The following is a 16,151-nucleotide window of genomic DNA, read 5'->3' as shown; positions in this document are numbered from 1 at the left end:
CTCACTACCAAACCGGCACCGCACGCTTCTGATATCAGCCATCAACATCACAATCACCCGGTACCGCTTCGTTCTGCGTCGCTGCATCAGCAGCAGAGAAACGAGATTATGGAGAGCGAGCGACAGGTCGTCAACCCCCTTCGCGCAATATTTTTCAGAAAGTTGAGAGACACGAAAACAGACCACCACCACAACGCCGGCAAATTAGTTAGCCATCCGATTTAATTGCCTACTCATGAGGCAATCGTACTCGTGACGCCAGCCAGGTGATCAGCGGCCGCACCTCCGCGCCGTCAAATCAGCCAAGCGATCCTCCTTACTATATAGAGCCACGACACACATCCGGCGCACACTTGGCAGAAGCATCGAAAGAATGGAAAGCCGGCACCGCCGCAAAGAACTAAAGTTTCTCTTTCGTCAGCCGTCAACCAAGATATCCCGTCACTTAAATAGCCGCCGACCATGGACAATCCAGTCGAGGAACACGTCGAGGAAGCCTCATCCGCAGCCCAAACGAAGGCCCTGAATCCGGAGCAGGTGCCGGTAGGCAAACCTCTCGACTGGCCGATCGTCGACGCCGACGGCACGCTGCTTTTCGCCAGCGGCACCATTCTGGCAACCACGGACGAGTGCAGGTTCCTGTTCGGGCACTTCCGTCCGCAGCGCGGCGACTTACTGGATGCAGCCACGCAACCGCCGCTGCAGACAGAGCCACAAGCGGATCCCAACGGCGAACTGACGCTCAAGGACATGCATCTGGAAATCGGTGCATTGATCGGTGTGCGCTCGCAGCTCGGCAGCGGCGCGCCCATGCATCCGTGCCGCATCATCGGTTTCGCGCCGAATCATTCGCTTTTCGTCACTCCGCCGATGCACGAAGGCCGTATCTTCCCGCTCGGCATCGGTGAAAACATCGAAATCGTCGCGATCGCGAGCCATGCGGTGTTTCGTTTCGTCTGCACGATCGAAGCGATCTGCCGCACGCCGTTCGATTACGTCGTGCTGTCGAAGCCCGGCGTGATCCGCCGCCTGCGCGAACGCAAATCGATCCGCGTTCGCGCGCACCTCGCGGTGCGTTTCGGCATCGGCGAAACCGGTGAATCCTATGAAGGCCTCGGACTCGCGAAAGGCATCAGCGCGCTCGGCATGTCGCTGGCCGCCTCGTGGACTCTCGGCGCCGTCGGCGACCGTTTGCGCGTTGCGTTCCGCCTGAAGTCGAAGGATCTCGACACGGAGATCGAAACCACGGCGGTGATCCGCAACGTGCAGAAAGGCAACAGCCCAGGCGAGCCTTCGACGCACGGGCTCGAACTCGATCAACTCGATGCAGCCCAGCAGATGGTGATGAAAGTCTTCGTGTTCGACCGTCAGGACGATGTGGTGTATTGGTCGAGCGGCCTGAAATAAGCGCTGGCCTGTGAGCAGCACGGCCCGCGTGCCGCTCAGTCAATCAGACCATCAGCCAATCACTTCCTCAGCCGCTCAGCCGCTCAGCCCATCAGCATCAGTTCTTCCGGCGTCAAACGCCGCGCGCCCCAGGCATCGGCGAGCATTTCGCAGCGGCCCAGCCGGATCGCCTCGCGCTCGAAATCGACGAACACCACTTCGTCCGCATCCAGCGGCCGCGCCGGCAGGTCACGCGTGCGGCCATCGGTCAGAATCCACAACCAGCGTTGCTGGCCGGGCTTGCGGCGTGCGCTGCGATCCAGCAGCTGGGATGCACGCTGAACGCCTGCCGTCAGCGGCGAGCCGCCTCCGCCGCCCACTGGGCTCAACCAGCGCTCGTTCCACCAGCGCGGCACAGCGGGGCCGAAACGCACATCCGCAGCGACGCCGCCGAAACAGACCAGCGCCGCCTCGGCACGCTCCGCGCTTGCACGGTCGAACAGGGCAATCAGCAAACCTTTGGCGAGCGCGAGACGCTGCCCGGCCAGCATGGAACCGGAGCAATCGAGTACGAAGCAGTGCAGCACGCCTCCGCGCGGCGCCTCACGCACGAAACGCAGATGCCCGGCGCGCAACGCGCCCTGGCGTTTCGCAGTGAGTGTCGGCAGCCAGTCGATGCGTTTGCCCGGTTCGCCGCGCAAGCGCCCGCGCATACCGGGAGCTGTGCCCGCGCCTTGCAACCATCGAAAACCGCTGCGCGAGTCAGCGGCGGCGCCCTTCCGATGGCTCAGCGTTTTTTTACGTTAAGTGGAATGACGCCCTTGACGTGCGTGGTCGCGGCCGGCTCGGGCGCGAGATAGCCCCAATCGCTATCGCCGGTGGCGTCGGCCGGCAGCGGCCCATTGCCTTCCGCGGATGAGGACCGGCTATCGGAAGAAGCCGCACGTTCGGCGTCGCCCTCACGCGGGCCACCTTCGGCCGGCGACTCGCGAACATGCCGCCGATGAGCCAACACCGCTTCAGCCACCCGATCGACATGCTCCGCCGTCACCGCGGCAGCCTGTTCGAGCGCCGCCAACGCACGCGCCGCGCGCAGCATTACAAGATCGGCGCGCAGCCCGTCAACGGCGGCGTCGATGCACAGCGCGCTCACATGCGCATGCACGGCGTCGTCGAATGCGAGTTGCGGCAATTTGAAACGCGCCGCACGAATCCGCTCGACATACGCCGCCTGCTGTTGCGCATAACCCGCACGAAAACCCTGCGGGTCCAGATCGAACGCCAGCCGCGCCTTCACGATCGCCTGACGCACGCGCGGCTCGAAACAGTTCTGCAACTCGACCATCAAGCCGAAACGGTCGATCAATTGCGGCCGCAGTTCGCCCTCTTCAGGATTCATCGTGCCGATCAGCACGAAGCTCGCGTCATGGCTATGCGATACGCCATCGCGTTCGACGGTATTCACGCCGCTCGCGGCCGCGTCGAGCAACGCATCGACGAGCGCGTCGGGCAGCAGATTGACTTCATCCACATACAGCACGCCGCGGTGCGCCTTGGCGAGCAGGCCGGGCGAGAAGCGCACCGAACCGTCGCGCAACACGGTTTCGATATCGAGCGTGCCGATCAGGCGATCTTCGCTGGCGCCGAGCGGCAGATTCACCAGTTGACCTTCCGGCAGCAACTCAGCCAGCGCGCGCGCCGCGGTCGACTTCGCCGTGCCGCGCGGCCCGGTGACGAGTACGCCGCCCAAGCCCGGATCGATGGCGGCCAGCAGCAGCGCTTGCTGCAACGGCGCCTGGCCGATCAGCGCGGCAAAGGGAAAAACGGGCCGCGCGGCGGTGGCACTCATCGCTGGATTCATGTTTGCATTCCTTCGATCTGTTGCTCGCTCGCAAGCAGATGCTGTTCGACTTGCGCGCGATAGTCGCCCGGCGCCTGCCACAAACCGCGCTGCATGGCTTCGAGCAGACGCTCGCAGATCGAATGCAACGCGTGCGGGTTATGCCGCTGCAAGAACTCGCGCGTGTCCGCGTCGTTCAGATAGGCGTCGGTCACGAGCGCATATTGATGATCCGCGATCACGCGCGCGGCCGCATCGTAGCCATACAGATAATCGACGGTCGCGGCGATTTCGGCCGCGCCTTTGTATCCATGACGCTTCACGCCATCGAGCCATTTCGGATTGACCACGCGCGAGCGGATCACGCGCGCGATCTCCTCATGCAGCGTGCGTACGCGCGGCGCGGCCGGATTGCTGTGGTCGGCGTGATACACGCTCGGCTGATCGCCGGCAAGATGGCGCACCGCGGCGACCATGCCGCCCTGGAACTGGTAGTAATCGTTCGAATCGAGCAGGTCGTGTTCGCGGTTGTCCTGGTTCTGCAGCACCACGTCCATTGCGGCGAGACGCGCGCCGAACGCGTGACGCGCCTCTTCGCCCGCGCTTTTTTGCGTGTACGCGTAGCCGCCCCACGCCTGATACGCGTTCGCGAGATCGGCGTCGGTCTGCCATTGCTGCGAGTCGATCATGTCCTGCAAACCCGCGCCATAAGCGCCGGGCCGCGCACTGAACACGCGCCAGCCGGCGCGCTTGCGCGCTTCGGCGGCGTCCATGCCGCGCGCGATCAGCGCATCGCGTTCGCGCAGCACGCGCGCGCGAATCGGATTCATGTGTTCGGGTTCGTCGAGTTCGGCGACGGCTTGCACGGCGGCGTCGAATAAATGCATGACGTTGGCGAAGGCGTCGCGGAAGAAACCGGACACCCGCAAGGTGACGTCGATTCGCGGCCGGTCGAACACCTCGATCGGCATGATTTCAAAATCGGTCACGCGATGGCTGCCCGGCGCCCACTTCGGCCGCACGCCGAGCAACGCGAGCGCCTGGGCGATATCGTCGCCACCCGTGCGCATGGTCGCGGTGCCCCAAACGGACAGACCAATAGCGCGCGGATAATCGCCCTTCTCCTGCAAATGCCGTTCGATCAGTTGCTGGGCGGATTTCAAACCAAGCGACCAGGCAGCTTGCGTGGGAACCGCACGCGTGTCGACGGAATAAAAGTTGCGGCCGGTGGGCAGCACGTCGGGCCGGCCACGCGACGGCGAACCGCTCGGCCCCGGCGGCACGAAACGGCCTTCTAGGCCACGCTTTAGCTGATGCATTTCCTGCGGACCGCAGGCGTCGAGCCGCGGCAGCACGTCGTTGCGCAGACGCTCGATCACCTGCTCCGCTTGCGGCAAGCACGTGGCAAGCGGCCCGGAAGATGCATCAGTTCTGTCGCCACACACGTCGCGCAGCAACTCAGCCGCCAGCAATTCCAGCCGTTCACGCGTATCGCCACAGTGCCGCCACGGCGCATCGCTCACGCATTGCAGCACATCGGGACGCGGACCGTCCCACACCGCCGACCAATCCACCGACAACGGATCGAACAAATGATCCATCTGCAGATCGCGCGCCAGTGCATCGATCAAACCGGCCTTGCCGCCCTGCCCGTCGCCGACCGGAAAACGCCCCAGCGCCAGCAACGTATCGCGCCGCTGCACGCCATCAGGCGATTGCCCGAACGTATGCAAGCCATCGCGAATCTGCGCTTCCTTCAACTCGCACAGCCACGCGTCGACGCGCGTGAGCAGCGCGTCTTCATCGTCCTGTCCGTTCGGCGCCGCGAGACTCAGTTCCTCATGCAGCTTATGTTCGACGATGGTCGCCAGAATCGTGCGCCGCAACAGCTTCGAGCGGCGCGGGTCGACCATCAGCGCTTCATAATACTCGTCGACCTGGCGCTCCAGATCCTGCAAAGGTCCGTAACTTTCGGCGCGCGTGAGCGGCGGCATCAAATGATCGATGATGACAGCCTGCGCGCGGCGTTTCGCCTGGCTGCCCTCGCCCGGATCGTTGACGATGAACGGATACAGATGCGGCATCGGCCCGAGAATCAGATCGGGCCAGCAGGTATCGCTCAACGCGACGCTCTTGCCGGGCAGCCATTCCAGATTGCCGTGCTTGCCGACATGCACGATTGCGTCGATGCCGAACTGGTGACGCAACCAGAAATAGAACGCCAGATACGCATGCGGAGGCACGAGTTCGGCGTCGTGATAGCTCGCGTAGTCGCCCTGTTCGCGCGAGCGCGACGGTTGAATGCCGACGAACACCTGTCCGCAACGCCAGCCCGCGATCATGAAGCGGCCGCGTCGCAGCGTGGGATCCAGGTCCGGCGCGCCCCAGCGTGCGTTCAACGCGTTGCGTGCTTCAAGAGGTAATGCGTTGAAGTGCGCCAGATAGTCGTCGAGCGCGAGGCTTTGCAGCGCGGGACGCAGATCGCGCACGACTGGATCGTTGGTCACACCTTCGGTGAGCTTTTTCAGCAGTGCGTCACCGTCCGTGGGCAAATCCGCGAGACGATAACCTTCGGCGCGCAGCATCGACAGAATGCCGACCACCGAGGCCGGCGTGTCGAGCCCCACGCCATTGCCGATGCGCCCTTCGCTCATCGGATAGTTGGCGAGGATCAATGCGAGTTTCTTGTCCGCGTTATCGAGTGAACGCAGACGGCACCAGCGCCGGCTCAGTTCGGCGAGAAAGCTTACGCGTTCCAGGTCCGGCTGATAACGCACCACATCGACCTGCGTATGCGGACAACGGTACGCCAGCCCCTTGAAACTGATCGCGCGCGTGATGATGCGGCCGTCCACTTCCGGCAGCGCGATATGCATGGCGATATCGCGCGAATTGAGACCCTGATTGTCCTTGACCCAATCCTCGCGATTGCCGCCGCTCAGGATCACTTGCAACACCGGCGCGTCGCCGGCGAGCGCGAGCGGCTCGGGGTCGTCGATCGCGGACGCGGCGAAGGCAGTCGTATTCAGCACCAGCGCGACATCGTGCTGCGCGCACAGCGATTGCACGACGTCGCGGCTCATCGCATCTTTCAGCGAGGTAATCGCGATCGGCAGCGGATTCAGACCTTGCGATTCGAGTGCGTCGATCAGCGCGTCGAACACCGCCGTGTTGGCGGCCTGCAGATGCGCCTTGTAGAACAGGATCGCGGCGACCGGCGCTCCCTGTTTCCAGCGCGCCTGCCAGTCGGCCACGGTCGGCGTGTCGCGTTCGGGATGGTAGAGCGTGGCGGCGGGCAACGCGCGCGGCGGCGCAGGTTCGCGCCCCCAGCCGAAGGCGCGGTGCGCGATACAGCGCAGGAACGCCTCGGCATTTTGCGGGCCGCCTTCACGCAGATAGCGCCACAGTTGATGGCACAGATCCGCACTCGCGGTGCTGCGCGCGAGCAGGTTCGGATCCTCCTGCAGATCGCCAGAGAACATGGCGAGCGTCTGCTGCTTGCGCTCGGCAAGCGCCACGACCTGCTCGATGCCGTAAGGCCAATACGCCTCGCCGCCCAAGTGATCGACCACCACCACGCGCGCATGCTGCAAGACGTCTTCGAGATAAAAATCCACCGACGCCGGTTGCCGCAAATACGTGACATTCGCGAGCCGCACGCTCGGAAAACCTTCACCCAGCCGCGGAAAAACACTCGCCAGCAGCGACAGCGTGGTGTCGGCGGAACTGAGCACCACGATATCCGCGGGCTGCTGATCGATCCGGATCACGCCTTGCGTGTCGTCGACAAAACCGCCCGGCGTGGTGCGCAGCAGATGCATATGCGCTTACGCCTGCTGCGTTTCGACGCTCGACGGCACGCCGAGCGCCGCGTCGAACGCACGTTGCAACGCGGGCTGATCGAGGTCTTCACCGATCAGCACGAAGCGGCTCGGGCCGCTTTCGCCGGCCTGCCAGCGTCGATCGAAATAGCTGTCGAAGCGGCGCCCAACGCCTTGAATGACCAGACGCATCGCCGCGCCCGGCAGCGCCGCAAAACCCTTGACGCGATAGATCGTGCTGGTTTCGACCAGCTGCTGCAGCGCGGCGATCACCGCCTCGCGCGACGACGCGTTCGCCTGCACGACCACGGAGTCGAACTCGTCGTGGTGATGATCGGCATCTTCGGCGGAACCGTGGTGGTCGTGGCGCAAGTGGATCGAATCTTCCGACGCCGCTTCGAGGCCCAGCAACGTATGCAGATCGAGCTGGCCCATATGTGCGCGAACGATCTTCACTTGCGGCGGAATTTCTTCGCGGATCGAAACTTCAACAGCGCTTTGCTGCGCGTCGTCGAGCAGATCCGTTTTGTTCAGAATCACCAGGTCGGCGGCCGACAACTGGTCTTCGAACAATTCGTGCAACGGCGACTCGTGATCGAGATTCGGATCGGCTTTGCGCTGCGCATCCACGGCGACCGGATTATCCGCAAACTGACCGCTTGCCGCGGCCGGGCCGTCCACCACGGTGACCACGGCATCCACGGTGAAACTGTTCTTGATCTGCGGCCAGTTGAACGCCTGCACCAGCGGCTTCGGCAACGCGAGGCCCGAGGTCTCGATCAGCACGTGATCGATCTGGTCGCGGCGCTCCACGAGCTTTTCCATCACCGGAAAAAACTCTTCCTGCACGGTGCAGCACAGGCAGCCGTTCGCCAGTTCATACAATTGGCCTTCGGTCTCGACGCCGTTTTCATCGCAACCGATGCCGCAACCCTTGAGGATTTCCCCGTCGATACCGAGCTCGCCGAATTCGTTGACGATCACCGCGATGCGCTTGCCGCCCGCATGCTGAAGAATATGCCGCAGCAGCGTGGTCTTGCCGCTGCCGAGAAAGCCCGTGACGATGGTGACGGGGATCTTGCGCATTTGAGTTTGCATCGTGAGGTCCATCCGTAGGAGTTGCACGTGCACGCCGGCGTGTTTTCAGCTTATGCCGCGGCAAACGGAGCACGCGCCCGGCCAGCCACGACAATATCAAAACACGGGGACGAACGACGGCGTTGCCGCGACAACAAAAAACAGAAAGCGGGAATGAGGTCATGAACGCAGCGCCGCATCCCCGCGGCGTTCGTCCTTCGTTATCTGGCCGGTATCCGGGCTGGCGAAAGCGCCGCTTCCCCTTCCCGGGCGAGTGATTTCTCGCCCAGTGGTGATATGCCGACGCGGCCTTGCGCGTGGACATCGAAGCCGGCTCCGCGATGCTGATCGACTGCTTTAACACTGCAGTTAGCACCACATTTCGCTTACCGTTGCGGGGGCAGCACAGGTTGACCCGGTCCATGGCAGGTGGGCACCCTGTTTCCCGTTTAACTGCATGCGCACGAGCGCGCACACGAGCACCAAAGTGCGTGCGAGTGTAGGCCCGCAGCCCGGTGCCGTCAAGGAAACCCAGGCCGCAAGCGCTTATCGGGCGGGGCGCCATGTGCTATCGTATGCGCGCGTTTGGTGCCCGCACATGCGTTCGCGTGTGCAGTTAAACGGGAAACAGGCAGCGCGCCATGCGCTCAACCTGTGCTGTCCCCGCAACGGTAAGCGACCTGCGGCGCGATGTTGAATCGACTTGCGCCGCGCATGCGTTTTTTTAAGCCACTGTCCGGCAATTTCCAGCGAATGCGGACGGGAAGGCAAAGCGCGTGAGGCCGCCAGCCCGGATACCGGCCAGACGCGGAGGCGGCGAACCTCAGGGCATCATCGCGCCGCCGGCCGCCGGAATCCGCGAGGGACGGATGTGAAGGCGCTGAAGCACGACGCACTGTGTCCGCGTAGGCGAGTTCCGTCTGGAATCGCCACGAACCACGCATTGCGCCGTGCCTGAATCCGTAGCACTGCATGACCCCAAAGTCCGCCGTCTGGCGACCCTTCGCGTTTTACTCTTTCCCGCTTGTTACGACATGGCGCCCGCCATGCACGCCGCGATGACCCGCGCCTGGCTGATCGGCGCCGGCCCCGGCGACGTCGAACTCATGACCATCAAGGCCACCCGTGCGTTGGCGCAGGCCGATGTCGTGCTGGTCGACGATCTGGTGAATCCCGAGGTGCTGCAGTTCGCGCGCGCCGACGCGCTGGTCGTCTACGTCGGTAAGCGCGGCGGCCATCCGTCCACGCCGCAGGAAGGCATCGTCGCGCAGATGCTCGAACATGTGCGGGCCGGGCGTAGCGTCGCGCGTTTGAAAGGCGGCGATCCGTTCGTATTCGGCCGTGGCGGCGAAGAACAGCAGGCGCTGCACGCGGCGGGTATCGAGGTGGAAGTCATCAACGGCATCACGGCGGGAATCGCGGCGCCCGCGGCGATCGGCATTCCGGTCACGCATCGCGATCATGCGCAGGGCGTGGTGTTCGTCACCGGGCACGGCGCGGGCAGCGGCGAGCCGGACTGGGTCGCGCTCGTGGCCACGCGCATGACGCTCGTGATCTATATGGGCATGCGGCGGCTCAACGATATCGTCGGTGCGCTGCTCGCGGCCGGCATGAGCGCCGACACGCCGTGCGCGGCGATCGAATCGGCCACGCGTCCCGAGCAACGCCATGCGCTCGCGCGGCTCGATGAATTTGCCGACGCCGTCGCGCGTGCCGGACTCGGGTCGCCGGCGATCGTGGTGATCGGCGGGGTGGCGTCGCTCGCGTTGGCGCGTGAGGCGGCGCAGGCGGAACTCGCCGCGACACCGCGCACGGACGGAACGGATACGCTATGAAAACGCTGAGCGTCGGCATCGGTTGCCGTTTGCACAGCCCGGCCGAGCAGATCGAGGCAGCCGTGCGCGCCGCGCTCGGCGCGCATTCTTTCGACGAAATCCGTATCGTCGCCTCGCTCGATACCAAAGCCCGCGAAGCGGGCCTGCTCGAATTCTGCGCGCGGCATGCGCTGCCGCTGACATTCTTCAGCCTTGAACAGATCGCGGCGATGCCCGTCGCGGCGCCTTCGGCGGCAGCGCGCGGGCACCTCGGCGTGGACGGCGTCTGCGAGCCCTGCGCGCTGCTTGGCGCGGTGGCCGACGCCGGTGCCGGGCTCGGTGAATCTGTCATAAGCCATGCGCCTCGCGCCACACTCCTCGTGCGCAAAACCGTTCATGAAGGCGTGACCGTGGCGATCGCCTCAGCTACCGCTCGCGCCAAAGACGAACACCCAGACAACGACACACAGCAACAGGACCTGCCATGAAGACCGACCCCGAATCGCATCAACGCATGACCGAGCGCCGCCGCGAAGGCCACGAGAAAAAGCAGGCCAACGCCACCGTCGAAAAAGGCCTGCTGATCGTCAACACCGGCACGGGCAAAGGCAAAACCACCGCCGCGTTCGGCATGGCCGTGCGCGTGCTCGGCCACGGCATGCGTCTCGGCGTCGTGCAGTTCATCAAGGGCGCGCTGCACACTTCAGAGCGCGACTTTCTCGGCGCAATCGCCAACTGCGATTTCGTCACAATGGGCGACGGCTACACCTGGAACACGCAGAACCGCGACGCCGACATCGCGACCGCGCGCAAAGGCTGGGACGAAGCGCGCCGCATGATCGAAAGCGGCGAGTACCAGATGGTGATCCTCGACGAGCTGAACACGGTGCTCAAGTACGAATACCTGCCGCTCGACGAAGTCCTGTCGGTCATCAACGCGCGCGCGCCGATGCTGCATGTGGTCGTCACCGGCCGTCACGCGCCGGATGCATTGATCGAAGCCGCCGACCTCGTCACCGAAATGCGCATCGTCAAGCATCCGTATCGCGAGCAAGGCGTGAAAGCGCAGCGCGGCGTGGAGTTCTGAGCGATGGCCGCGTGCCCCGCCCTGTTCATCAGCGCGCCCGCGTCGGGTCAAGGCAAGACCACGATCACCGCGGGGCTTGCGCGCTACCATCGGCGGCTGGGGCGACGCGTGCGCGTCTTCAAGACCGGACCGGACTTTCTCGACCCGATGATTCTGGCGCGCGCGAGCGGCGCGCCGGTGCTGTCGCTCGATCTGTGGATGGTGGGCGAAGCCGCCTGCCGCACGCTGCTCGCGCAAGCGGCCGCCGAAGCCGATCTGATCCTGATCGAAGGCGTGATGGGTCTGTTCGACGGCACGCCGAGCAGCGCCGATCTCGCCACCACGTTCGGCGTGCCGGTGCTCGCGGTGATTTCGGCGAAGGCAATGGCGCAGACCTTCGGCGCGGTCGCTTTCGGTCTCGCACAATTCCGGCCGCAGGTGCCGTTTTACGGCGTGCTCGCCAATCGCGTCGGTTCCGCGCGGCATGCGCAGATGCTCGAAGAAGCGTTGCCGCCGGAGTTGCGCTGGTGCGGGCACATTGCCGCCAGCGATGAAATCGCGCTGCCCGATCGCCACCTCGGCTTGCATCAGGCGGACGAAATCGACGACCTCGACGCGCGCCTCGATCACGCCGCGGACACTTTGGGCCGCACCGCGCTGGCCGAACTACCGCCGCCCGTCGAGTTCGGCACGCCCACACCCGAGGTCCTGCCGCGCCTGCTGGACGGCAAGACGATTGCCGTTGCGCGCGACGCCGCGTTCTCGTTCATCTATCCGGCCAACATCGCGCTGCTGGAAGCACTCGGCGCGCAAGTCGCCTTCTTCTCGCCGCTCGCCGACGAAGCACTGCCCGAACACGCCGACGCTTTGTATCTTCCGGGCGGCTACCCGGAACTGCACGCCGCAGCGCTTGCGAACAACACCCGCAGCGCCGCAAGCGTCCACGCGCACGTGGCCGCCGGCAAACCGCTCGTCGCCGAATGCGGCGGCATGCTCTATTTGCTAGACCAACTCACCGACACGCACGGCGTGACCACACCGATGCTCGGCCTGCTGCCCGGCCACGCGACCATGCAAACGCGCTTCACCGCGCTCGGCATGCAACAGATCGACAGCCTGCACGGGCCGATGACCGGCCACACGTTTCACTACTCGAAGCTGAACACGCCGCTCACGCCGCTGCGCTCGGCCACGAGGCCGCAGGGCGACGCGCCCGGCGAGGCCGTCTATCGCGCCGGCTCGATCGTGGCGACTTACATGCACGCTTATTGGCCCTCCAACCCGGCCTTCACGGCCGCCCTGTTCCATGGCGAAGCCTTTTAACGATTCCGAGCGCGACGCCGTCTACCGCGCGATCTACGAACGCCGCGACATGCGCCATTTCGTGCGCGATCCGGTCGATCCGGCCGTGCTGCAGCGCCTGCTGGACGCCGCGCATCACGCGCCGAGCGTCGGCTTCATGCAGCCGTGGCGGATCGCCCGGATCACCGATCCCGCGCTGCGCACGGCCTTGCATGACGCGGTGGAAAGCGAACGACTCGCCACCGCCGATGCGCTCGGCAAACGCCGCGAAGAGTTCATGAAGCTGAAAGTGGAAGGCATGCTGGATTGCGGCGAACTGCTGGTGATGGCGCTGATGGACGGCCGCGAGCGCCACATCTTCGGCCGCCGCACGCTGCCCGAGATGGACCTCGCGTCGGTGGCCTGCGCGATCCAGAACATGTGGCTGGCCGCGCGCGCCGAAGGTCTCGGCATGGGCTGGGTGTCGCTATTCGACGTCGACGCGGTTCGCCAGCTGCTGCGCATGCCCGAGGGCGCGCGTCCCGTGGCGATTCTGTGTCTCGGCCACGTCGACCGGTTTTATAGCGAGCCGATGCTGGAAACCGAACGCTGGGCGAGCCGCCTGCCGCTCGCCGATTGCGTGTTCGAAAACCGCTGGCCGGAAGACAGCGATGCGCCGCAATGAGCTCGACGCGCGTTACGGCTGAAGCGGTTTGACCGACGTCACCGTCGGCACGCCGCCAGTTTCGTCGGCGCGCAATTTCACGCGCCAATCTGGCGGCGCATCGAAGGGAAATCTGGCGAGGGCGCTTTTGACGAGCGTAGGCATGGCATGCAGTGGGTCCGCGTCGCGATCGCTGCTCACCGCGCTGACTTTGTAGACTTCCTGGCCGCTCGCGCGCTCGAAAAACCGCAGCGTCAGCGCATGGCGGTACCCGGGGCCGCCGAACAGCGAGAACGGTGCGGCGGGCCCGCGTTGGCAGTCGCCTGACGTGCAGCCGTTTTCATTGACGCCGATCGTCGCCGGCCGCGTGTCGTAGGCAACCGAGAGCAGATAACGCGCGCTTTCCGCCGTCGCCGCGACAAAGCCCTGCTTCGCCAACTCATCCATCAGCAGGCTCTCGAATTGCGGATGATCCGCGCTGGTCTCCTGCGACGGCATGCGCGCGATCGTGTAAGTCCGCTCGCCTTGCAGCGCGGCGGCCGCGTTCGTGGCGTCCGCGGTATGCACATCGGCGCTCAGGCCCGCGCAACCAGTGAGACTCGCCGCGGCCAACGCGGCACAGATCAGCATCGCTTTCACAGTCTTCTCGCTTCGATAAGGTGCTTGGTCATACGTCATGGGCGCGGCGTGAAGGAGGCGCCCGATTGTGCGTCTTCGAGCACCGGCAGGCAGATCGTGAATTCCGTGCCCTGGCCGGGTTCGCTGGCCACCTCGACGTCGCCGCCATGACGCGTGACGACCGTCTTGACGAAGGCCATGCCGAGCCCCGCGCCGCCCACTTCCGGCCGCTCGGCTTCGTGAAACCGCCGGAAGCGCTCGAACAGCCCCGCCTGCTGCTCCTTGGGGATGCCGTAGCCCTGATCGCGAATCGTGCACGACACGCGCCTTGCCGCCGCCGGCACGCCGTTCGGCGTCAGGCTCGCGAGGCTGCACACGATCCGCGTATCCGGCGGACTGTACTTGACCGCGTTGTTCAGAATGTTGACGAGCGCGCGCGTCATCAGCGAACGGTCGGCGCAGATCCAGTGGCCGTCGTCGGCAGCGTCGGCAGTGCCTGTCTCCGTGTGCAGCGTGATGCGCTTGGCGTGTGCCTGCGGCCAGACTTCGTCGCTCGCGTCGATCAGCAACTCGGCGAGACTCACCGGTTCGAGCACATAGGTTTGCGATTCGGCGCGCGCCAGTTGCACGAAGTCGTCGGCCAGCGTAAGCGCGCGCTGCGCATAGCGTTCGATGCGCTCGAGCAAACCGCGCGCAAGCACCGGCTCGCGGCGGGCACGCTCGATCTCCACCAGCGCGAGAATCGACGCCTGCGGCGAACGCATGTCGTGCGAAAGGAGCCGCAGCGCGTCTTCGCGCTGACGCTCGGCCGCATGCAAGGCCGACACGTCGACGAGGCCCGCGATCCAGCCGGTGGTCTCGCCCTGCGCGTTGGTGCAGTTGGCGTAGCGCAGCAAATGGTCGCGCTCGTGGGCATCGCGCACTTCGACGCCGTGCGCCATCAGCGCGGCGAATTCACGGCGCGTGGGATCGAGCGGCGCGGGCCAGTGCGTGCGGGCGAGCAGATTGTTTTCGGCATCGGAGGCGGCATCGGTGTCGATCGTCTTCACGAGCGTCAGGCCGCCGAGCACGGCTTGCATCGGACGGCCTTCGGGCAGCGGCGCGCCGAGACGCGCGAAATGCGCCTTGGCGGCATGATTGGCGATCAGCACGACGCCGCGCACATCGCTCACGAGGATCGGCTCGGGCATGCTGTCGAGGCTGTCCCACACGAAACGCTTCATGTCCTGCACGCGCTGCGCGGCCTGCGCCATCAGCGCCATGTGCTGCTCCAGCACGTCGCCGCCGAACTCGCGGCGGCGCTGCGGCGTTTCGGGCAGCAGATGGGGTTCGTCGGCGAGGCGTTGCAGTTCTCCGCGCAGGTAGGCCATCGTCATCTCGAGGCGCCGCCAGTTCCAGATCGGATAGACGGCCACGAGACCGACGATCGCCGGCACCGGCGACATCCAGAGCCGCGCGCCGTACAGCAAGGCGGCGCTGCCGGCCGCCGCGAGCAGACACAGTGCGCCGGTCAGCAGCAACGAACGGCGCGGCGACAACACCAGAAATCCGGCCAGCAACGCGGCAAGCGGCGCGAGCGACACCGCGAACAGAATCCACGGATAGACCGGCTCGATCTCGCGGCCGGTGAGCAGCGTGTCGAGCACGTTCGCGTGGATGTACACGCCGGGCAGCGGGCCGAGCTTGCCGGACACCGGCGTCGCGAAACGGTCGTACAAGCCGGACGCAGTCACACCGATCAGCACGATGCGGCCGCGCAACTGCTCCGGCGCCACATCGCCGGCGAGCACGCGCGCGAAACTCAGCTTCGTGTAGTTCTGCGCGTTCGGACCGAATGGGATCAGGAAACGGCCTTCGCCGCCGTCGTCGGATGCGGCTTCGGCTTCCCGCAACGCGTGGCCACGCTGCGAACTGTTCAGATGGAGCGAGCCGTGCTCCACCGCCTGGGCGACCGGCACCATCAGTTGCGGCCAGCGTGAATCGGCGCCGCCCTCGTAGCGCGCGACGCTGCGCACGATGCCGTCGCTATCGACTTCGAGATTGATATGGCCAAGCCCCGCCGCCGCATGCGCGAGCGGCGCCACCGGCTCAACCGCGACGCGGCGGCCGCTGTCATCGGACGCGGTGAGCAGGATCGGCAGATAGGTCGGACTCAGCGCGATCGCGTGGGCGAGTTCGGCGTCTTGCGGATTGGCTTCGGTGAACAGCACGTCGTAGATCACCGCGGCGGGCTTCGCGCCGGCGATCTGTTCCAGCAGCTTCGCGTGAACACTGCGCGGCCATGGCCAGCGGCCGAGTTGCGCGATGCTCGCGTTGTCGATTTCGACCACCACGAGATCGCGCAGAAGAGGTTGCGCGCGCAGGCTCAGAAAGCGGTCGTAGACCAGATGGTCGACGCTCGCGCTCAGGCGGCCGAGCGAGCTGAGCAGAATCACCACGATGCCGAGACAGCCGATGGCCACCCATTCGATCAGGAAGCGGCGGCCGGCGCGCCGTCCGAGACGGGCGCGCGGATCGAGGCTCAGGCGCGTAGGTGTGGTCGGCAAAGGGTTGCTTGGTTCGAAACCAGGAAGCGGGCTGATGC

At 65.3% G+C, this 16,151-nt stretch carries 13 protein-coding genes and 2 riboswitches; of the genes, 7 read left to right on the top strand and 6 right to left on the bottom strand.

Going from position 1 to position 16,151, the window contains the following annotated elements:
• Together PQR54_RS34340 and PQR54_RS34335 are read left to right on the top strand one after the other, a co-directional pair.
• Positions 1 to 225 (top strand): hypothetical protein (locus PQR54_RS34340; protein WP_408253533.1); only part of this gene is annotated, 225 nt, incomplete at its 5' end.
• A gap of 237 nt (positions 226 to 462) precedes the next feature.
• Positions 463 to 1,407: a flagellar brake protein gene (locus tag PQR54_RS34335; RefSeq protein WP_408253530.1), complete on the top strand. Its 945-nt coding sequence runs from the start codon at positions 463 to 465 to the stop codon at positions 1,405 to 1,407.
• Between the two features lie 83 nt (positions 1,408 to 1,490).
• On the opposite strand, the gene PQR54_RS34330 is transcribed toward PQR54_RS34335, so the two are convergent.
• The 4 genes from PQR54_RS34330 to cobW all read right to left on the bottom strand — a co-directional run bounded on the left by PQR54_RS34330 (position 1,491) and on the right by cobW (position 8,145).
• A complete protein-coding gene (locus tag PQR54_RS34330) occupies positions 1,491 to 2,099 on the bottom strand; it encodes a vWA domain-containing protein (protein WP_408253527.1) in 609 nt (202 codons plus the stop codon).
• Between the two features lie 74 nt (positions 2,100 to 2,173).
• Positions 2,174 to 3,247 (bottom strand): magnesium chelatase ATPase subunit I, encoded by a 1,074-nt coding sequence (locus tag PQR54_RS34325; protein WP_408253524.1) that lies wholly within the window; start codon positions 3,245 to 3,247, stop codon positions 2,174 to 2,176.
• The gene (gene cobN, locus PQR54_RS34320) at positions 3,244 to 7,047 is read right to left on the bottom strand and encodes a cobaltochelatase subunit CobN (protein WP_408253521.1); all 3,804 of its coding nucleotides are present in this window, start codon (positions 7,045 to 7,047) and stop codon (positions 3,244 to 3,246) included. The genes PQR54_RS34325 and cobN overlap by 4 nt, the downstream gene beginning before the upstream one ends.
• Before the next feature lie 6 nt (positions 7,048 to 7,053).
• Complete coding sequence (cobW, locus tag PQR54_RS34315) at positions 7,054 to 8,145, bottom strand: cobalamin biosynthesis protein CobW (protein ID WP_408253518.1); 1,092 nt, start codon at positions 8,143 to 8,145, stop codon at positions 7,054 to 7,056.
• A gap of 189 nt (positions 8,146 to 8,334) precedes the next feature.
• A riboswitch (cobalamin riboswitch) is annotated at positions 8,335 to 8,626 on the bottom strand.
• Between the two features lie 67 nt (positions 8,627 to 8,693).
• A riboswitch (cobalamin riboswitch) is annotated at positions 8,694 to 8,944 on the top strand.
• A 238-nt stretch (positions 8,945 to 9,182) separates the two neighbouring features.
• Between cobW and cobA the strand changes: the two genes are divergently transcribed.
• From cobA to bluB, 5 genes are read left to right on the top strand one after another with little or no spacing between them, the layout of a single operon-like run.
• A complete protein-coding gene (gene cobA, locus PQR54_RS34310) occupies positions 9,183 to 9,959 on the top strand; it encodes a uroporphyrinogen-III C-methyltransferase (protein WP_408253545.1) in 777 nt (258 codons plus the stop codon).
• Positions 9,956 to 10,426, top strand: a complete 471-nt coding sequence (locus PQR54_RS34305) for a cobalamin biosynthesis protein (protein WP_408253515.1) — start codon at positions 9,956 to 9,958, stop codon at positions 10,424 to 10,426. Before cobA ends, PQR54_RS34305 begins: the two co-directional genes overlap by 4 nt.
• Complete coding sequence (gene cobO / locus PQR54_RS34300) at positions 10,423 to 11,025, top strand: cob(I)yrinic acid a,c-diamide adenosyltransferase (protein ID WP_012426872.1); 603 nt, start codon at positions 10,423 to 10,425, stop codon at positions 11,023 to 11,025. Before PQR54_RS34305 ends, cobO begins: the two co-directional genes overlap by 4 nt.
• A gap of 3 nt (positions 11,026 to 11,028) precedes the next feature.
• Entirely contained in the window at positions 11,029 to 12,327 is a 1,299-nt protein-coding gene (locus tag PQR54_RS34295) for a cobyrinic acid a,c-diamide synthase CobB (RefSeq protein WP_408253511.1), read from the top strand.
• Positions 12,311 to 12,970, top strand: a complete 660-nt coding sequence (gene bluB / locus PQR54_RS34290; protein WP_408253508.1) for a 5,6-dimethylbenzimidazole synthase — start codon at positions 12,311 to 12,313, stop codon at positions 12,968 to 12,970. The genes PQR54_RS34295 and bluB overlap by 17 nt, the downstream gene beginning before the upstream one ends.
• Before the next feature lie 12 nt (positions 12,971 to 12,982).
• On the opposite strand, the gene PQR54_RS34285 is transcribed toward bluB, so the two are convergent.
• Positions 12,983 to 13,627 carry a DUF4136 domain-containing protein gene (locus tag PQR54_RS34285; protein WP_408253505.1) on the bottom strand — a complete coding sequence of 215 codons (645 nt, stop codon included), beginning with the start codon at positions 13,625 to 13,627 and terminating at the stop codon, positions 12,983 to 12,985.
• Positions 13,624 to 16,113, bottom strand: coding sequence for a CHASE2 domain-containing protein (locus tag PQR54_RS34280; protein ID WP_408253502.1), 2,490 nt, complete (start codon positions 16,111 to 16,113; stop codon positions 13,624 to 13,626). The genes PQR54_RS34285 and PQR54_RS34280 overlap by 4 nt, the downstream gene beginning before the upstream one ends.
• Between the last annotated feature and the right edge of the window lie 38 nt (positions 16,114 to 16,151).

The sequence above is a fragment of the Paraburkholderia phytofirmans genome, from assembly GCF_046028095.1.
Classification (GTDB): domain Bacteria; phylum Pseudomonadota; class Gammaproteobacteria; order Burkholderiales; family Burkholderiaceae; genus Paraburkholderia; species Paraburkholderia phytofirmans_A.
This window is presented reverse-complemented; position numbering and strand designations above follow the sequence as displayed.